General features: G+C 63.4%; 18 protein-coding genes and 2 pseudogenes. 2 read left to right on the top strand and 18 right to left on the bottom strand.

Annotation, left to right across the window (positions count from 1 at the left end):
• The 13 genes and pseudogenes from GBM95_RS07640 to tyrS all read right to left on the bottom strand — a co-directional run.
• On the bottom strand, window positions 1-388 hold a 388-nt coding region (locus tag GBM95_RS07640), incomplete at its 3' end, for a CinA family protein (protein WP_152158555.1).
• A complete protein-coding gene (locus GBM95_RS07635) occupies window positions 381-917 on the bottom strand; it encodes a phosphatidylglycerophosphatase A family protein (RefSeq protein WP_226963222.1) in 537 nt (178 codons plus the stop codon). The genes GBM95_RS07640 and GBM95_RS07635, both read right to left, overlap by 8 nt.
• Window positions 918-920: 3 nt before the next feature.
• Entirely contained in the window at window positions 921-1,925 is a 1,005-nt protein-coding gene (gene thiL / locus GBM95_RS07630; protein ID WP_152158554.1) for a thiamine-phosphate kinase, read from the bottom strand.
• Between the two features lie 167 nt (window positions 1,926-2,092).
• Window positions 2,093-2,623 (bottom strand): transcription antitermination factor NusB, encoded by a 531-nt coding sequence (nusB, locus tag GBM95_RS07625; RefSeq protein WP_152158553.1) that lies wholly within the window; start codon window positions 2,621-2,623, stop codon window positions 2,093-2,095.
• Between the two features lie 141 nt (window positions 2,624-2,764).
• Window positions 2,765-3,262, bottom strand: a complete 498-nt coding sequence (ribH, locus tag GBM95_RS07620) for a 6,7-dimethyl-8-ribityllumazine synthase (RefSeq protein ID WP_139688480.1) — start codon at window positions 3,260-3,262, stop codon at window positions 2,765-2,767.
• A 230-nt stretch (window positions 3,263-3,492) separates the two neighbouring features.
• Window positions 3,493-4,584: an NADH:flavin oxidoreductase/NADH oxidase gene (locus tag GBM95_RS07615; RefSeq protein WP_152158552.1), complete on the bottom strand. Its 1,092-nt coding sequence runs from the start codon at window positions 4,582-4,584 to the stop codon at window positions 3,493-3,495.
• 177 nt (window positions 4,585-4,761) lie between these two features.
• Window positions 4,762-5,379, bottom strand: a complete 618-nt coding sequence (locus GBM95_RS07610; protein ID WP_152158551.1) for a riboflavin synthase — start codon at window positions 5,377-5,379, stop codon at window positions 4,762-4,764.
• 6 nt (window positions 5,380-5,385) lie between these two features.
• Window positions 5,386-6,506, bottom strand: a pseudogene (gene ribD / locus GBM95_RS07605) (bifunctional diaminohydroxyphosphoribosylaminopyrimidine deaminase/5-amino-6-(5-phosphoribosylamino)uracil reductase RibD).
• Window positions 6,506-6,997, bottom strand: coding sequence for a transcriptional regulator NrdR (nrdR, locus tag GBM95_RS07600; RefSeq protein ID WP_152158550.1), 492 nt, complete (start codon window positions 6,995-6,997; stop codon window positions 6,506-6,508). Before nrdR ends, ribD begins: the two are co-directional and overlap by 1 nt.
• A 208-nt stretch (window positions 6,998-7,205) precedes the next feature.
• On the bottom strand, window positions 7,206-8,468 hold the full coding sequence (glyA, locus tag GBM95_RS07595) for a serine hydroxymethyltransferase (protein ID WP_152158549.1): 1,263 nt from the start codon (window positions 8,466-8,468) through the stop codon (window positions 7,206-7,208).
• Window positions 8,469-8,530: 62 nt separating this feature from the next.
• Window positions 8,531-9,136, bottom strand: a complete 606-nt coding sequence (locus tag GBM95_RS07590) for a YbhB/YbcL family Raf kinase inhibitor-like protein (RefSeq protein WP_152158548.1) — start codon at window positions 9,134-9,136, stop codon at window positions 8,531-8,533.
• A 23-nt stretch (window positions 9,137-9,159) separates the two neighbouring features.
• Window positions 9,160-9,615: a D-aminoacyl-tRNA deacylase gene (gene dtd / locus GBM95_RS07585; protein WP_152158547.1), complete on the bottom strand. Its 456-nt coding sequence runs from the start codon at window positions 9,613-9,615 to the stop codon at window positions 9,160-9,162.
• Entirely contained in the window at window positions 9,612-10,883 is a 1,272-nt protein-coding gene (gene tyrS / locus GBM95_RS07580; protein ID WP_152158546.1) for a tyrosine--tRNA ligase, read from the bottom strand. The genes dtd and tyrS overlap by 4 nt, the downstream gene beginning before the upstream one ends.
• Window positions 10,884-11,110: 227 nt before the next feature.
• Here tyrS and GBM95_RS07575 point away from each other — a divergent pair, with 227 nt between their 5' ends.
• Window positions 11,111-12,712 carry a M23 family metallopeptidase gene (locus tag GBM95_RS07575; protein WP_152158545.1) on the top strand — a complete coding sequence of 534 codons (1,602 nt, stop codon included), beginning with the start codon at window positions 11,111-11,113 and terminating at the stop codon, window positions 12,710-12,712.
• Entirely contained in the window at window positions 12,709-13,833 is a 1,125-nt protein-coding gene (locus GBM95_RS07570) for an anhydro-N-acetylmuramic acid kinase (RefSeq protein WP_152158544.1), read from the top strand. Before GBM95_RS07575 ends, GBM95_RS07570 begins: the two co-directional genes overlap by 4 nt.
• A 117-nt stretch (window positions 13,834-13,950) precedes the next feature.
• On the opposite strand, the gene erpA is transcribed toward GBM95_RS07570, so the two are convergent.
• From erpA to GBM95_RS12325, 5 genes and pseudogenes are all read right to left on the bottom strand, one after another.
• Window positions 13,951-14,346, bottom strand: a complete 396-nt coding sequence (gene erpA, locus GBM95_RS07565) for an iron-sulfur cluster insertion protein ErpA (protein WP_165697858.1) — start codon at window positions 14,344-14,346, stop codon at window positions 13,951-13,953.
• Window positions 14,347-14,552: 206 nt separating this feature from the next.
• The gene (rpsI, locus tag GBM95_RS07560) at window positions 14,553-14,945 is read right to left on the bottom strand and encodes a 30S ribosomal protein S9 (protein WP_139688469.1); all 393 of its coding nucleotides are present in this window, start codon (window positions 14,943-14,945) and stop codon (window positions 14,553-14,555) included.
• 15 nt (window positions 14,946-14,960) lie between these two features.
• Window positions 14,961-15,389, bottom strand: coding sequence for a 50S ribosomal protein L13 (rplM, locus tag GBM95_RS07555; protein WP_152158543.1), 429 nt, complete (start codon window positions 15,387-15,389; stop codon window positions 14,961-14,963).
• A 333-nt stretch (window positions 15,390-15,722) separates the two neighbouring features.
• Entirely contained in the window at window positions 15,723-16,334 is a 612-nt protein-coding gene (locus tag GBM95_RS07550; protein WP_139688467.1) for a MarC family protein, read from the bottom strand.
• A 151-nt stretch (window positions 16,335-16,485) separates the two neighbouring features.
• Window positions 16,486-16,743, bottom strand: a pseudogene (locus GBM95_RS12325) (hypothetical protein); the annotation flags it as partial.

Raw genomic sequence — 16,743 nt, 5'->3', positions numbered from 1 at the left:
CCCAGCCGAGGCACACGGTGCCGACCGGCGTTTCCGGCGTCCCGCCCGAGGGGCCCGCCACGCCCGTAAGCGCGACCGAAAGATCCGCCTTCGAGGAGGCGAGCGCCCCGCGCGCCATCGCTTCGGCAACGGGTTCGGAAACGACGCCCTCCGTGCGGATCATTTCCGCAGGCACGTCGATCATTTCGACCTTGGCTTCAGGCTGATAGGTGACGAACCCGCGGTCGAACCAGGCCGACGACCCCGCCACGCCCGTAATGAGCTCGGAAACGAGCCCGCCCGTCAGGCTTTCCGCCGTCGCGACGACGCGCCTCTTTTCCTTCGCGCGGGCGGCAAGAATCTCTGCGGCGAGTTCCGCCTGGCTGCGAAGCTTTCCCTCACTATCCATAAATCCTCCAGTAGAGCGCGAGGGCGAGCTCTATGGCCGCCCAGGCGTAAAGCGCAGCGAAAAGGTCGTCGAGCATGACGCCGAACCCGGTCTTCAGCCGCCGGTCGATCCACGACGCGGGCCAGATCTTCACGATGTCGAAGAAGCGGAAGACGGCAAAGGCCGCGAACCACCAGCCCCAGCCCGGGGGAAGCGCGAGGCATATCGCCCAGACGGCGACCGCCTCGTCGACCACGAAGCCGCCGTGATCCATGACGCCCACGGTGCGCCCCGCCTTTTCGCAGGCCCAGGCGCCGAGCACGAAGAGAAGCACGGTGAGCACGAGCCACGCCTCCCGGCCGGCCAGGGGCGAGAGGAGTCCGAACAGGAGCATGGCCGCAAAGGACCCCCAGGTTCCCGGCGCGGGCCTGAGGAGCCCGACGCCGAAGAAGGTGGAAATCAGCCCCGAGAGGGACCCGAAGGCCCATTTGGGATTAAGCCTCAGCCGGTTGGCCGGGTTGGCAGGATCGTACTTCCCTTTCGCGCTCACGCGTTACTCCTCATTCCTAAAGTGATCGAACCCCTCCGTCACGAGGAGGACGGGGAGCCCGTCGGGCGTTCTCACCGTAACGGCGCGCGAGGTGCGCTCGATCACGCGGCCGATGCGCGTGACGGGCGTCCCGGAAAGGAGCCCCGCTTCGTAAATCCGCTCGGCGCTCGAAGGCGGCGCCGTGAAGATGAGTTCGTAGTCGTCGCCCCCGGCGAGCGCCGCTTCATGCTGCCTTGCAGGCGTCATCGACTGAAGCGCGACCGAGGTCGGAATCTTCTCCCACTCGATTTCGGCCGAGACGCCGCTTCTCTCAAGAATATGTCCGAGATCCGCGAGAAGTCCGTCGGAAATGTCCGCGGCGGCCGATGCGGCGCCGAGAAGCGCCTGACCGAGCGCAATTCTCGGCGTGGGCCTGTCCATGCGGGCAAAGAGCTCGGGCTCGAGGTCGGGCATCACCGACCAGGCGCCCCAGCGGCACTTGAGCGCCGCATAGGCGTCGCCCACGGTGCCCGAGACCCAGATGTCGTCGCCGGGCTTTGCGCCCTTTCTCGTGAGTCCCATGCCGGCCGGGAGATCTCCCATCGCGGTGATGCTGATGGTCACCGGGGCATGACGTCCCTGAACTTCCGGCGTTCTCGTCGTACTCGCCCCCGAGAAGGGCGCCAGCCCGACTCGCGCGCGAGCTTCATGAGGCCGCGCGAAAAAGTCGGCGAGCCACCCGTCGTCGCGGCGCGGGAGCCCGATCGAGAGGAAGAAGGCGCGCGGCACGGCGCCTGCCGCGGCGAGGTCGGAGAGGTTCACGGCAAGGGCCTTGTAGCCCACGTCCTCAGGATCGGCGTCGGGGAGGAAATGGGTGCCGAGCGCCATCATGTCGCAGGTGACCGCAATGCGGCCCGCACCCGTATCGATGATCGCGCAGTCGTCGCCCACGCCCTGGCTCTTCCAGGCGCCGAACGTCTGATACGTAAAGAACTTTTCAATGATTTGAAATTCACCGGCTTCAGCCATTTTGGAACTGCCTCCTTGAAAGGAAAGCCAATGCAAAAAATTCAACTTTCATGAGCGTAGCCGACTTTCCGCCCGAAATGACGTAAAAAGGCCGCCCGCAAAGACGAGCGACCTCTCCCGAAAATCAGCCATTGGGGGCGAATCCCGCACCCGAGCGAAGGTTCCGATTACTTTGCGTCTTTCTGAGCCTTCTCTGCGTGATCGGCCTTGAATTCCGTCTCGCGCACCTTCTCGGCAACACGTTCGAGCACGGCATTTGTGAAGCGGTAGCCGCTCCCGAAGCGCTTGGCGAGCTCGATCGCCTCGTTGAGAACGACGCGGTAGGGCGTTTCAGGCGCGCGCATGAGTTCAAAGGTGCCCAAGAACAGAATCGAGCGCTCGACGAGCGACACGCGCTTCAGATCGCGGTCGACGAAGGGCGCAAAAGCGGCTTCAATCGCCGCATGCTCACAGACGACGCCCGAAAGGAGCGCAGAGAGGAGCTCGCGGTCCGCGCGCGACCAGTCTTCAACCGTGAGGCCTGCGCCTTCAACGGGGCCGCCGTCCTCTTCTTCGATGAGCGCGCGAAGACCCTGTTCGATTTTTTCAGCCGAAAGCTCGGGGTTCGCGATCCATTCATAGACGCCGAGGAGCGCGAAAACGCGCGCGAGGCGGCGCGGGGAATGGGCTTGGCGGCTGGGCTTGTGCGCTTCAGTCATGTTTTCTCTGCTTCTCTAGAGGAGGAATGGAGCATCGGAATCGGATGCTGCCCGGATAGGCGGGCCTTCCGGGCGGAAAAGCCGCGCATTGTAGCGCGGCTTGGAAGCGCCCGTAGGCAAATCAGGCGTATTGCGCCCGGATTATTCAACGCGGTTTTCTTCGTCGTCGAAATCCTCGGCGGAAACGAATTCCTTCGCGAGGTTGGCCATTTCAACGGCGCAGCGGGCGCAGTCGCGGCCCTTCATTTCGAGGCGCTCCTGGCACTGCTCGTCGTTTTCCGTCGTGAGCACGCCGTTGGCGATCGGAATTTCATAGTCGAGGCCGATGCGGGTGATGCCGGAACCGGACTCGTTCGAAACGAGCTCGAAGTGATAGGTCTCGCCGCGGATGACGGCGCCGAGCGCGATCAGCGCATCGTACTCTTCGGTCTGCGCGAGCTTCATGAGCGCAAACGGAATCTCGAGCGCGCCGGGAACGGACACCTTCGTCACGTCCTCATCCATCACGCCGAGCTTGCGCAGCTCGTCCATGCAGGCCTCGAACTCACCGCGGCCGGCATATTCATTGAAGCGCGAAACCACAATGCCGATGCGCAGATCGGTGCCGTCGGTAGAAGTCGGGATGATGTCAACTGCCATTTGCGTCTCCTTTAGGGAAGGCAGAAAGCGAAGCCGCGCCATCCTTCCTGAAGGATGACCGGGGGTTCGCTCGGTCAGAAAGAACCTCGAGCGGGTTCCGGGGCGACAGGGCACCCGGGAAATCCGCCCGCGAAAGGGAGTGCGTCCTCTGGAAGGACGCTCCTCATGGAGGAATTAGTAATTTTACCGCAGCGCCCGAAGGATAGCGGGCGCATTGCAGTTCCAAAAGGTCAGTACGTGAGTCCGCGCAGGTACTGCGGCGGAACGACGAGTTCGGGCACCTTCTTCACGTGAAGGGCGCTCGCGGCGTGCCAGCCCCAGTGCGGGTCGTCGAGCATCGCGCGTCCGATGTCGATCACGTCGGCCGCGCCTTCGCGCAGAAGGGTCTCGGCCTGCCAGGCGTCGCGGATGAGGCCGACCGCAAAGGTCGGCATGCCGGTCTCGGCCTTCACGCGGCTCGCAAAGGGCACCTGGTAGCCCGGACCCACCGGAATGGGGGCGTTCTCGATATTGCCGCCCGTCGAAACGTCGACGAAATGAAGGCCCTGGGTCTTTGCGACCTTCACGAGCTTCACCGTATCCTCGATCGTCCAGCCGTCAGGCACCCAGTCGGTTGCCGAAACGCGAAGGCCAACGACCATCCTGTCGCTCACGCTGCTCTTCACGGCATTCATCACTTCGCGGGCAAAGCGCATGCGGTTCTCGAGCGCCCCGCCGTATTCGTCGATGCGGGTGTTCGTGAGGGGCGAGAGGAACTGGTGAATGAGGTAGCCGTGGGCCATGTGGATCTCAATTCCGTCCACGCCGGCGCGCTCAGCGCGCTTTGCGGCCTCGCCGAAGGCATTGGCCACCCGCGCGCAGTCGTCGAAGGAGAGCACGCGGGGCTTCGTGTAGCGTTCGTTGAAGGGAATGGCCGAAGGCGCGCGCACGGGCCAGCCGCCGTCCATCGGCTCCACCGTTTTCGTTTCGCCGTCCCAGGGCTTCGTCACGCTCGCCTTGCGGCCGGCGTGATTGAGCTGCACCATCACGCGGCAGGCGGGTTCGATTTCATGCATGAGGTCGACGAGCTCCTTGAGGCCTGCCTCGCATTCATCCGACCAGAGGCCGAGATCGGACTCCGTAATGCGGCCTTCCGGCGTCACCGCCATGGCTTCGATGCAGACGAGGCCCGCTCCGGACGCGGCGAGGTGGCCGTAGTGCATCTTGTGAAAGAGCTGCGCCACGCCGCTCTTGGCGCTGTACATGCACATCGGCGGAACCGCAATGCGGTTCGGAATCGTCACCGGACCGAGCTCGATCGGCGTAAAAAGCATGGTATCCATAAATCTCTCCGTCCGTGCCTTCTCCAAAAAATGGAAGGGACGGCATTCCTCGTGCGATGAAAATGAAAACGCGCCTCCGGGGCCCGGGGACTGGCTTCCCCCGGCCGCGCCGGACGCGCGCTTCATATGAGTCTTCTGAGCTTCTCTCTATGGAAGAAGCTTCCTGCGGACGTCGTCTTAGAAAAGAGCGTCGTCATCCTTGAGCGACATTATGCGCTCGACATAGCGCGCAATTGTGTCGATCTCAACGTTTACGTAGCTCTGCGCCTTGAGGTGCTTCAAGGTTGTGACTTCCACGGTGTGCGGAATCAGATTGATCGTAACGAGCGTATCGAGCGCCGTATCCTCGACCTTGTTGATGGTGAGGGAGACGCCGTTGATCGTGATCGATCCCTTATAGGCCACATAGGGCGAAAGCATGCGGGGCACGCGCACGACGAGCTTCCAGGACTCCGCCACGGGCTCCATCGATTCGACCTGGCCCACGCCGTCGACGTGGCCGCTCACGATGTGGCCGTCGAGGCGGTCGGAGAGGCGCATCGCCTTTTCGAGGTTCACTTCGCCGAAGGTGTCGAGCCCGGTCGTCTTCGAGAGGCTTTCCGCCGACACGTCGATCTTGAATTCGCGCTCGCTCACCTCAACCACGGTCATGCAGGCGCCGTTCACGGCGATCGAATCGCCCACGCGCACTTCGTCGAGCCCGAGATCGGGCGCGAGGATCGTGAGGCGAACGCCGTCGCCGAGTTTTTCAGGTTCGCGAACCTTGCCGATGGCCTGAACAATGCCGGTAAACATCTTGATTTATCTCCTCAGAAGAATTCGAATATCGCCCCCGATCGGAGCGAGGGAATGAATTTGCCAGCGCGGCGCTTCGCCGGGCGCCTGCGGCGGCGCTATGACTGCGGGAGGAAGCCCTGCGCCGAAAAGGCAGGGCGCCATGTAGACGAGAAGCTCGTCGGCGAGCCCCGCCTCGATGAAGGCACCCGTGAGCCGGGGGCCCGCCTCCACGTGAACCTCGTTCACCTCGCGGCGGGCGAGCTCCACCATGAGCCGCGCGAGGTCGACCCTCCCCGGCACTTCCGGATGCGGAATGCGAAGCACCTCGGCGCCTGCGGCTTCCAAAGCATTTCTGCGCTCGCGGTTCTCCTCGGCCGAGACGAAAAGCACGCGGCCTCCCGGAGAATGAAGAATCTTTGCTTCCGGACTCGTCTCAAGCCTTGGATCCACCACCACGCGCAGGGGCTGACGGACCTGGTCGTCGAGCCTCACGTTCATCTGCGGGTCGTCGGCGCGCACGGTGCCGGCTCCCGTCACGACGGCGCCCGAGCGGCCGCGCCAGAACTGCACGTCCTTTCTCGCCTCTTCGCCCGTAATCCACTTCGAGCGGCCGTCAGGGAGCGCCGTCCGCCCGTCAAGCGTAATCGCCGTCTTCACGCGCACCCAGGGCGTGCCGCGGGTCATGCGCGCGAGAAAGCTCACATTGACTTCCTTCGCTTCCCTTTCGCGCACGCCGAGCTCGACCTCGACGCCGGCGTCTTCAAGCATCCTGAGGCCCCGCCCGCATACTTTCGGATTCGGGTCGCCGGTCGCCGCAACAACGCGCGCCACCTTCGCCTCAATGAGGGCGAGCGCGCAGGGAGGCGTGCGCCCCCAGTGCGAACAGGGCTCAAGCGTCACGTAGACGGTTGCGCCTCCACATTTTCGCCGCGCGCCGCCGCGTCCCGGAGCGCCATGATTTCGGCGTGAGGGCCGCCCGTCTGCTGGGTGCTCCCGGCGCCGATCAGGCGTCCGTCCTTCACGATCACCGCGCCCACGGAGGGGTTGGGGGGCGAGAGCCGCCAGGCCTTTCTCGCCTCGTCGAGCGCAAAATCCATCCACGCTTCGTCAGTCTTGAGCCGAAGCACTTTTTCCGTTTGAGTCATCACGCTTTCTCCGTGCCTTCCTCGCCCTCGCCGTGACCGCTCTCATGGAGCGCCCGCTCAATCATCTCCGCAAACGCCTTGGGGTCGCTGATGTTGAGGTAGACGGACGCAAAGCGGATCCAGGCAATGATGTCGATGCCGCGAAGCTCCTCGAGAACGAGTTCGCCCACGCGGCTCGAGCGGATTTCGCGCTCGCCCGTTCCGGACATTTTGCGCTCGATTGCGTCGACCGCGGCGTCGATGCGCTCCGACGAGACCGGGCGCTTTCTGAGCGCAAGCGCCATGGAGCTTCGCAGCTTCTCGCGGCTGTATTCCGCGCGGCCGCCTCCCTTCTTCACAATCCAGGGCATGGCGAGCAAAATGCGCTCGAACGTCGTGAAGCGCTTGCCGCAGCTCTGGCACTGGCGCCTGCGACGGATCACAAGTCCGGACTCAGGCGTGCGGGAATCCACAACGCTCGTCTGATTGTGCTGACAGAAAGGACAACGCATTGAAACCTCGTGCTCCGTATGGGGATGGGAGAGGGAAAAGAAGGTTATCCGATGATTTTAGCGGACGGAAGGCGCCGAATTTAAGAATGAGGACACATCTGATAGCAAAAAGGCCTTCGGGAGGACCAGATCCTGTGCCGAAAGCCTTAAAAAGGCGGATTCTTAACGGCTGAAGCGCCGAAAAGGAATCCGCCGGCGGGATTTTGAATTATTCGCCGTAAACCGGGAACTGCGCGGTAAGCTTCGCGACTTCAACGCGGACGCGGTCGAGAACCGCCTGATCCTCAGGGGCTTCAAGCACGTCGACGATGAGGTTGGCCGTGAGGCGCGCCTCGTCTTCCTTAAAGCCGCGGGTCGTCATGGCAGGGGACCCGAGGCGAATGCCCGACGTGACGAAGGGCTTTTCCGGATCGTTCGGAATGGCGTTCTTGTTGACCGTAATGCCGACGGAGTGGAGCACCGTTTCGGCGGCCTTCCCTGTGATGTGAAGGGGACGGAGGTCGACGAGCATCACGTGGCTTTCGGTGCCGCCCGACACGATGCGCAGACCCCGCTGCATGAGCTGCTCGGCCATGACGGCCGCATTCTTCACGACCTGCTCCTGATAGGCCTTGAATTCCGGCGTAAGTGCTTCGCCGAGAGCCACCGCCTTCGCGGCGATGACGTGCATGAGGGGGCCGCCCTGCATGCCGGGGAAGACTGCGGAATTGATCTTCTTCTCAAGGTCCGGACGCACGAAGATCATGCCGCCGCGCGGACCGCGCAGCGTCTTGTGGGTAGTCGTCGTCACGATGTCGGCGTGCCCGAAGGGGGTCGGGTAGACGCCGGCGGCGATGAGGCCCGCATAGTGCGCCATGTCGACCATGAGGAGCGCGCCCACGGAATGCGCGATTTCCGCGAAGCGCTTGAAGTCGATGCGCTTCGAGTAGGCGGACGCCCCCGTCACGATGAGCTTCGGCTTATTTTCCTTCGCGAGGCGCTCCACCTCGTCCATGTCGATTTCCTCGGCTTCATTGAGGCCGTAGGGAACGCAATGGAAGTACTTGCCGGAGAAGTTGAGGTGCATGCCGTGCGTGAGGTGGCCGCCGTCGGCGAGCGAAAGACCCATGAAGGTGTCGCCCGGCTGAAGGAGTCCGAAGAAGACGGCGGAATTGGCCTGCGCGCCCGAATGGGGCTGCACGTTCACGGCCATTTCAACGCCGGCAGGCTCGCAGAAGAGCTTCTTCGCGCGCTCGATCGCGAGGCGCTCGACCTCGTCGACGAATTCGCAGCCGCCGTAGTAGCGCTTTCCGGGATAGCCCTCGGCGTACTTGTTGGTGAGGCAGCTTCCCTGAGCAGCCATCACCGCCGGAGAGGCGTAGTTTTCGCTGGCGATAAGCTCGATATTCTGTTCCTGGCGGCGCGCTTCGGCGTCAATCCACTGCCACAGATCCGGATCCGCCTTGGCGGGGCTGTCGGTTGTCTTGAACATTTCTATTGCTGTTCCTGAATATGGGTGTGATGGGAAAGCTGCTTCAGTGAGCGCCTGAGTTCTCAGGCGCCGCGCAGACGGGGGTTCAGTGTATATCTTCCGACGAGTTCGGCAGTGGCAAGGACGTGACCTTTCATGCGTTCCTCGACATCCTGCCAGGTAAAGGCCTTCGGGAGCCCCTCGAGCTTAGCGACGTCGAGCGCCGCTACCTGGAAGCGGTAGTAGTGGCGGCGGGCGTCGAAGAAGGGCGGGCAGGGGCCGTCGTAGCCCGTGCCGACGCTGCCGGGTTCGGGCACCGCGCCGCGGCTGTAGTCGTTGATGCCGGCGAGACCGAAGCCCTTCGGCGTCTTCGCGCCGTGGCGGAACGCCCCTTCAGGGAATTCCGTCGTCGCGGCGTCGACGTTCGCCTGCACCCAGTGCACGAAGCGGCGCCGGATCTGACCGGCGGGGATTTCGCCCGAATGGTCCCTTTCCTCAAGGTTCGTCGGCACGTCGTCGTCGAGGCACGCGACCACGAAGGACTTCGTGCCTTCCGGAGCGCCCGACCAGGCAAGATGCGGATTCGCGTTTTCGCTCGCGACCGTTTTTCCGCCTTCGCCGAGACGCCCGTAGGCGCAGCGCTCGGGAATCATTTCACCTTCGGAAAAAGTACGGGACTGAAGATCCATGACGGCCTCCTATCGAAAAAACACTAAAACTTAAGCCAGAAGGTTGCGGGCCCGTCGTTGACGAGCGAAACCAGCATGTGGGCGCCGAAGGAGCCTGTCTCGACAGGGATGCCTTCGGCCCGGAGCGCCTCGACATAGCGGAGATAGGACTTCTCGGCCTCTTCGGGCGCGGCGCCCTTCGAAAAGCTCGGGCGGTTCCCGCTCATGCAGTCCGCGGCGAGCGTGAACTGCGAGACGGCAAGGACGCCGCCACCGACATCCTTGACGGAAAGGTTCATGCGGCCGCCTTCGTCCTCGAAAACGCGAAGGCGTGCGGTCTTTCTCGCCGCCTTCCCGATCACTTCCTCCGTGTCGCCCGCTTCGGCGCAGACAAGGGCGAGAAAGCCCTTTCCCACGCTCCCGAGCTTCTCGTCGGGCGCGCCCGCTTCGCCCCTTCGGTCGACGCGGGCCTCCCTCACGCGCTGCAGGAGAAGAATCATTTCTGGGCAACCACGGTGACGCGCGCCCAGCGGCGCTTGCCCACCTGAAGAACAATCGGCTCGCCCGGCGTGAAGCGCAGCGACCTGTCCTTCACCTGCTCGCCGTTGATGCGAACGCCCCCCTGGTCGACATTGCGTCCGGCCTCGGCGTTCGAGGGCGCGAGCCCCGCCGCGCGGATCATCTGCAGAATGCCGATGCCGCCTTCGGGAGCTTGAACCTCAACGTCGGGGATGTCGTTCGGCACCGCGCCCTTCTGGAAGCGGGCATTGAATTCCCTTTCGGCCTCGTCGGCCGCGCCGGCGCTGTGGAAGCGCTCGACGATTTCGCGCGCGAGGAGCACCTTCGCGTCGCGGGGGTTGCGCCCTTCCGCGCATTCCTTCTTCAGCTTCGCGATCTCGTCGTTGCCCCTGAGAGAAAGAAGGTCGTACCAGTTCCACATGAGGTCGTCGGAAATCGACATGACCTTCCCGAACATGTCGTTGGGCGCATCCGTGATGCCGATGTAGTTCTTCTTGCTCTTGCTCATCTTCACGACGCCGTCGAGGCCCACGAGAAGCGGCATCGTGAGGATGCACTGCAGTTCCTGGCCGTACTGGCGCTGAAGTTCGCGGCCGACGAGAAGATTGAAGCGCTGGTCGGAGCCGCCGAGCTCGAGGTCGGCCTTGAGCGCCACCGAGTCGTAGCCCTGCATGAGGGGGTAGAGAAGCTCATGCATCGCGATCGGAAGCTCTTCCTTGAAGCGCTTTGCGAAGTCGTCGCGCTCAAGAAGGCGCGCGAGGGTGTAGCGGCTCGCGAGCTGAATGAGGCCCGTCGCGCCCAGCGCATTGCTCCATTCCGAGTTGTAGCGGACTTCCGTTTTGTCGAGGTCGAGAATGTAGCCCGCCTGATTGAGGTAGGTCTGCGCATTCTCTTCAATCTGCTCGCGCGAAAGAGGCGGGCGGGTCGTGTTGCGTCCGGACGGGTCGCCGATCGCGGCGGTGAAGTCGCCCACGAGGAAGATCACCGTGTGGCCGAGATCCTGAAGCTGGCGGAGCTTGTTGAGCACCACCGTGTGGCCGATATGAATGTCGGGCGCCGTCGGATCGAGACCGAGCTTGCAGCGAAGCGGCGTTCCCGTCGCCTTCGAGCGGGCGAGCTTCTGCTCGAACTCGGACTGAATGAGGAAGGTGTCCGTTCCGCGGGCAATGGTGGCCATGGCTTCGCGGATGTCGTCCGTCACGGGGAAGCGTTCGGGATCCTTCTTTTCGGGCGCAGTTTCTTGTGTCATTTTGTATTCGAGGAAAACAGTGTTTCTGGCAGTGAGAAATCGGGCGGCGGCGGCCTTTCAGGCCCGGGGACCCCCCGCATGAGGGGAATGCAAGCGCCTCTCGCCTTCATCCGGGCGGCCGCCGGTTATGCTCAATAATCGGAAAACTTTAGCAGGTTGCGCCGCAGGGCGTCTAAAATCCAAGATTCACCTGAATTTATCATTCTATTTCTCCTCAGAACTTTCTGATGCCGGCTCCGTCTCTCGTTGCCAACGTGCTCTGCGCGTTCGGCCGTGCCGCACTTCTCTCCTCGCGCACGCGGCTCATCCGCCTCGGCCTGCGCCCGGATGAAGCCAAACCCCGTGCGCTTGCGCTCGGTCTTCTCATTGTCGGCACCGGCCTCGCCGCAGGACTTCTTTCCGCGCTCGGCCCGGCGCTTGCACCTTCGCCCGTGAGAGCCGAAACGATCTCGATCGACGTGAAGACTCCGGATCTGACGCCCGAAATTGCTGAACTCGCGCGTCTGGGCGCCTATACGCCCCGCCACTACGACGTGGAGCCGGGCGACACCCTGATTTCGCTTTTTGCGCACCTCGGCATTCAGGATCCGCAGGCGCTTTCCTTCTTTGATGCGGCGCCCCACCTCGAGCCCTTTCTCGCGCTGCAGCCCGGTCAGCACATCACGGCGGGCGTTGCGGATTCAGGCGAACTCGAATTCCTGCGCCTTTACCTCGACGGGCCGCGCCAGGCCGACTCGCGCACGATTGAAGTCTCGCGCATCGGCCGCGAATTGATTTCCGACGTGCTGCCCTTCACCTTCTCCACCATGGACGCGCTCGTGTCCGGAGAAGCGAAGAACGGGCTCAACGCCACGGCGAAGGCCCTCAACATCCCTGAGAGCATCGCCGACCAGCTTCTCGCCGTCTGGGACGGCGCGGACGACCCGGTGGCGGCGCTCAAGCCCGGCGCCACGCTGCGCCTCGTATTCGAAAAGAAATACGCCGACGGGCGCTTCGTGAAGGACGGGCAGCTGCTCGCCGCCCAGATCGTCGACGAGGCGGGCGTCCACGAAGCCTTCTGGTTTTCGGACGGCACCCATCCGGGGAGCTTCTATACGCTTGACGGCCGCTCCGCCTCCCAGACCTTCCTTCGCGTGCCGCTCGACATCAAGGACGTGAGCTCCGAATTCGCGCCCCTGAGGCGCCACCCGGTGACGGGGGTTCTGCGCCCCCACAACGGCACGGACCTGCGCGCGCCCCAGGGCTCGCGCGTTCTCGCCGCCGCTGACGGGCGCGTGACGAAGGTGGCCTACGAAGCGAAGGGCTACGGCAACTACGTGCAGATTGACCACGGGCTCGGACGCACGACGCTTTACGCCCACATGCGGCGCGTTCAGAAAGGGGTCCGCCCGGGTGTTCTCGTGAAGAAGGGCCAGCTCATCGGCCTGGTCGGCCGCACGGGTCTCGCAACCGGTCCGCACCTTCACTACGAACTCATGATCGACGGCGTGCAGATCAATCCGGCTACCGCGGATCTCCCCGACACGGAAAACCTCTCCGCCTATCAGCTCGCGCAGCTCCGCGCCCGGGCGCTCCCCATTCAGAAGATGTTTGAGGATGCGGCGCGGGAAGAGGGTCTTCCCTCGCCCGAGAAGCTCCTCGCCGAAGCGCGCGAGAAGGAAGAAGCCGCTGCCGAAGCCGCGGCCCGCGAGAATAAGGACGACCTCACGGACGAAGAGGCTCCTGCCGAAAACCAGGGCGAGGCGCCCGCTGCGGGCGGACGCGTGCGTCCGGTGGCGCTCGAGGAAGGGAAAGCCCGGGCGGAACATCTCGGCCGGAGCGGCAAATGATCACGATCGGCGTCATGTCGGGAACAAGCCTTGACGGCGCCGACGCCGTCATTGCGTCCTTCCCCGAAGATGAAGGGGCGCCCATGGCGACCCTCGGCCGCGCCTACCTTCCGATGCCCGGGAAACTCCGGGAGGAACTGAAGGCGCTCGCCCTCGGCACGACGAACGAAATCGAGCGGGCGGGCGACGCCTCAGTGGCGCTCGCCGATCTCTATGCCGCCGTCATCGAAAAAGCGCTTCAGGAAGCAGGCATCGGGCGGGAGGAAGTCGCGGCCGTCGGTCTTCACGGTCAGACCATCCGCCACCGCCCCGAGCGCGGCTTCACGCTCCAGCTCAACCACCCGGCCCGGGTCGCCGAACTTACCGGAATCGACGTCGTCGCCGACTTCCGGTCGCGCGACGTCGCCGCGGGCGGCGAAGGCGCGCCGCTCGTTCCCGCCTTTCATGCCGGAATCTTCCGGGGAAAGTCCCCTGCGGCCGCACTCAATATCGGCGGAATCGCAAATCTCACGCTGATTCCGCCCGAAGGGAGCAATGCACCCGTCCTCGGCTTCGACACGGGACCGGGCAATATGCTCCTTGATGCCTGGATGGAAAAAAGCACGGGACGCGCCTACGACGCCGAAGGGGCCTTTGCAGCCTCAGGCGCCGTCATTCCGGAGCTTCTTTCCCGGTGCCTCTGCGACCCGTATTTCGCGCGGCCGGCCCCGAAATCCACCGGGCGCGAGCGGTTTTCGCTCGCCTGGCTCGAGGAGCGCCTCGCCGCGCTTCCCGAAGGGAATGCCGTCCCGCAGGATGTCGCGGCAACCCTCACGGAACTCACCGCAGCGACCATTGCGGATGCGCTCGCAAAGACCGAGCCCGAAGCGAGGAAGCTTTATGTCTGCGGCGGGGGCGCGCTTAATCCCTTCCTGATGGAGCGGCTTGGGCAGGCGCTTCTGAAGCGGATGCCCGGCTGCGCTCTTCTGAGCTCAGCGGACCGCGGGCTCGATCCGATGGAAGTCGAAGGTGCGGCCTTTGCCTGGCTCGCACGCGCCTTCCTCCTCAGAATGCCGGGGAATCTTCCGGCAGTCACGCGGGCGAAGGGCCCGAGAGTTCTTGGCGCGCTCTATCCCGCCTGACGGGAGGAGCGCGATCCCGGAACGCCAGTAGAAAAGCCGCCGGAAGCGCAATGCCTCCGGCGGCTTTTCTGAATGCGGTGTTGGAAAGTACGCCCGGGCGCGCCTCTCTTTCAGCGATTAAACGCTGAAGGAAGAGCCGCAGCCGCAGGTCGTCACGGCGTTCGGATTATCGATCACGAACTGTTCGCCCGAAAGACCTTCCTTGTAGTCGATCTTGGCGCCCACCAGGTACTGGTAGCTCATCGAGTCGATGAGGAGCTTCACGCCGCCCTTTTCCATCACGGCATCGTCCTCGTTCTGCGTTTCATCGAACGTAAAGCCGTACTGGAAGCCGGCGCAGCCGCCGCCCTGCACGAAAACGCGCAGCTTGAGATTGGGATTGCCCTCTTCATCCATCAGCTCCTTCACCTTTGCCACAGCAGCATCGGTAAAGGTGATCGGATCAGGCATCAGTTCCGGAACGGCCTCTTCCGTCTTGGGGTTCTGGGCCGTCGTCGTAGTCGCTTCGGTCATTCTTCTTAAATCCTAATAGCATCTCCGGCCGCTTTCTTCAAGGGAACCTGCCGGAGATCTCTGAAGCCCTTCATCCTACACCAGTATCCGGCTCGGAGATAGGGTTTGTCCCAAAGAAAAACCGCCCGGATCCCGAAGGATGTCGGACGGTTCTTCTTGGAGGCCCTCCCGAAAGAAGCCTTTCGGGAGCGGCGCACGGGAAGCAATTAGCGCTTGGAGAACTGCTTCGCGCGGCGGGCCTTGCGCAGACCAACCTTCTTGCGTTCCACTTCGCGGGCGTCGCGGGTAACGAGGCCGGCGTTGGAGAGAACGGACTTCAGGCCTTCATCGTAGTCGATGAGGGCGCGGGTGATGCCGTGACGGACAGCGCCGGCCTGGCCGGACTCGCCGCCGCCGGCGACGTTCACCATGATGTCGAACGTTTCGACATTTTCGGTGAGCTGAAGGGGCTGCATGACGATCATGCGGCCGGTTTCACGCTGGAAGTACTGTTCGAGCGGACGGCCGTTGATAACGATCTTGCCGGTGCCGCGCTTGATGAACACGCGCGCGACGGAGCTCTTGCGACGGCCGGTGCCGTAGTTGTAGTTGCCGATCATCTTTTCAAGCCTCTATTAGAGATCCAGAACCTTGGGTTGCTGAGCCGTGTGCGGGTGTTCGGCGCCGGCGTAGATCTTGAGCTTCTTGATCATCGCATAGCCGAGGGGTCCCTTCGGAAGCATGCCCTTGACAGCGATTTCGAGGGCGCGGCCGGGGTGCTTTTCCTGCATTTCGCGGAAGGTCGTCTCAATGATGCCGCCGGGATAGCCCGTGTGGCGGTAGTACGTCTTCTTCGTCGCCTTTTCAGCGGAGAGGACGAGCTTGTCAGCGTTGATCACGACGATGAAATCGCCCGTGTCGACGTGCGGAGTGAATTCGGGCTTGTGCTTGCCGCGCAGGCGCAGCGCGATTTCGCTGGCCAGACGGCCGAGCACCTTATCACTGGCATCGACCACGAACCAGTCGCGCTTAACCTCAAGCGGCTTGGCCGAGAAGGTCTTCATTGCGTTCACCTAATGGTTGCTTATGAGGAAATCCGTCCGCCCGACCCCGCTGCCGGATGGCGCCGACCGCAGAATCTGCTGCTAGGCAGGATGGCTTTCGCTCTGAAAATTGGATTCTTTATGCGCTCTTTCCTCCCCGCACGGTCAGATGCCGCCAAGTCGGAAAAAAACGCATGCATTCTTTGTCTTGCCCGGAAGTCCGTCAGGGGCGGCGCCAGTGGAAACCGAAGATGGGGTAAGCAATCCGCCCGGACCTCTCGAGTCAAGGGAGCGGATTTTACTCAATCGGAAAGAGCGTGTCCACTCGTACGGGCGGTTTTCTTTTGCTTACGGTCAGAGCCCGTGCTTCGGGAGCGACTCGAGGTAGGAGCTGAAGCCTCCGAGGAACATCTGCGTCGCCATCATGGCAAGGAGAAGCCCGGTCAGGCGTTCGAAGGCGAGCGTGAGCTTTTCGCCCATATGGCGCTCGAGCCAGTCGGCGGAGGCGAGAACCGCGAAGCTCGCCGCGCACGTAATGAAGACGACGAGCCCCCACTCGAAGAGCCGGTCGGGCTGGCTCGCCGCGAGCATCATGATGGTCGCAATGGTCGAAGGTCCGGCAATCGCGGGAATCGCGATCGGAACGATGTAGGGTTCGCCCCCCGGCGTTTCGCCGAAAACGCCCTCCTTGGTCGGAAACACCATGCGGATCGCCATCAGCATGACGATGACGGAGCCGCCGATCGAGAGCGCGGCGTCGGAGAGGCCGACGGCGGCAAGGAAGGGGCGGCCGAAGAACATCGCGAGGAGGAGCATCCCCATCGCGATCATGCATTCGCGGAAAAGCACGCGCACGCGCCGGTTGTTGGGCACGCCCTTCATGCAGCTGATCGTGATCGGAATATTGCCGAGAGGGTCCGCCATCAGCACCATCAGCATGAGGCCGCCCCAGAAACTGTATTCCATAGCGGTCTATCCTCCTCAGAACCCGCAGGAAAAAACTCAAACCCCGGATCCGGCGCGGGAGGCCGGACCCGGGAATCACCAGGACCGAATGCGTTCGGGGGAAGCGCCGGCGATCCATTGTGCATAAGCCGGCTTCCCTCTAAGGCTGATCTTAGGCTTTGGCGGGCTTTTCCGCCTTGCCTTCGGGCGCTTTTTCAGCTTCGGGCTCCGCCTTTGCCTCAGGCTTTTCATCGGGCTTCACGTCAAGCTCCGGAAGCTCGGCCGCCGCCTTTTCAACCGCAGCCTCGACGGCTTCGGCCATGCGGGCGGGATCGGGCTCTTCGGGAGCGGGGACCTCAGCCTTCTTTTCGGCTTCCTTCGGCGCTTCTGCGGCCGCAGCCGGCGTCTGAGGAGCCGGGGCAGCCTCGGG

The sequence above is a fragment of the Sutterella seckii genome, from assembly GCF_009183815.1.
GTDB classification, from domain to species: Bacteria; Pseudomonadota; Gammaproteobacteria; order Burkholderiales; family Burkholderiaceae_F; genus Sutterella; species Sutterella seckii.
Note: the sequence above shows the minus strand (reverse complement) of the source record. Positions and strands in the feature narration are given on the sequence as shown.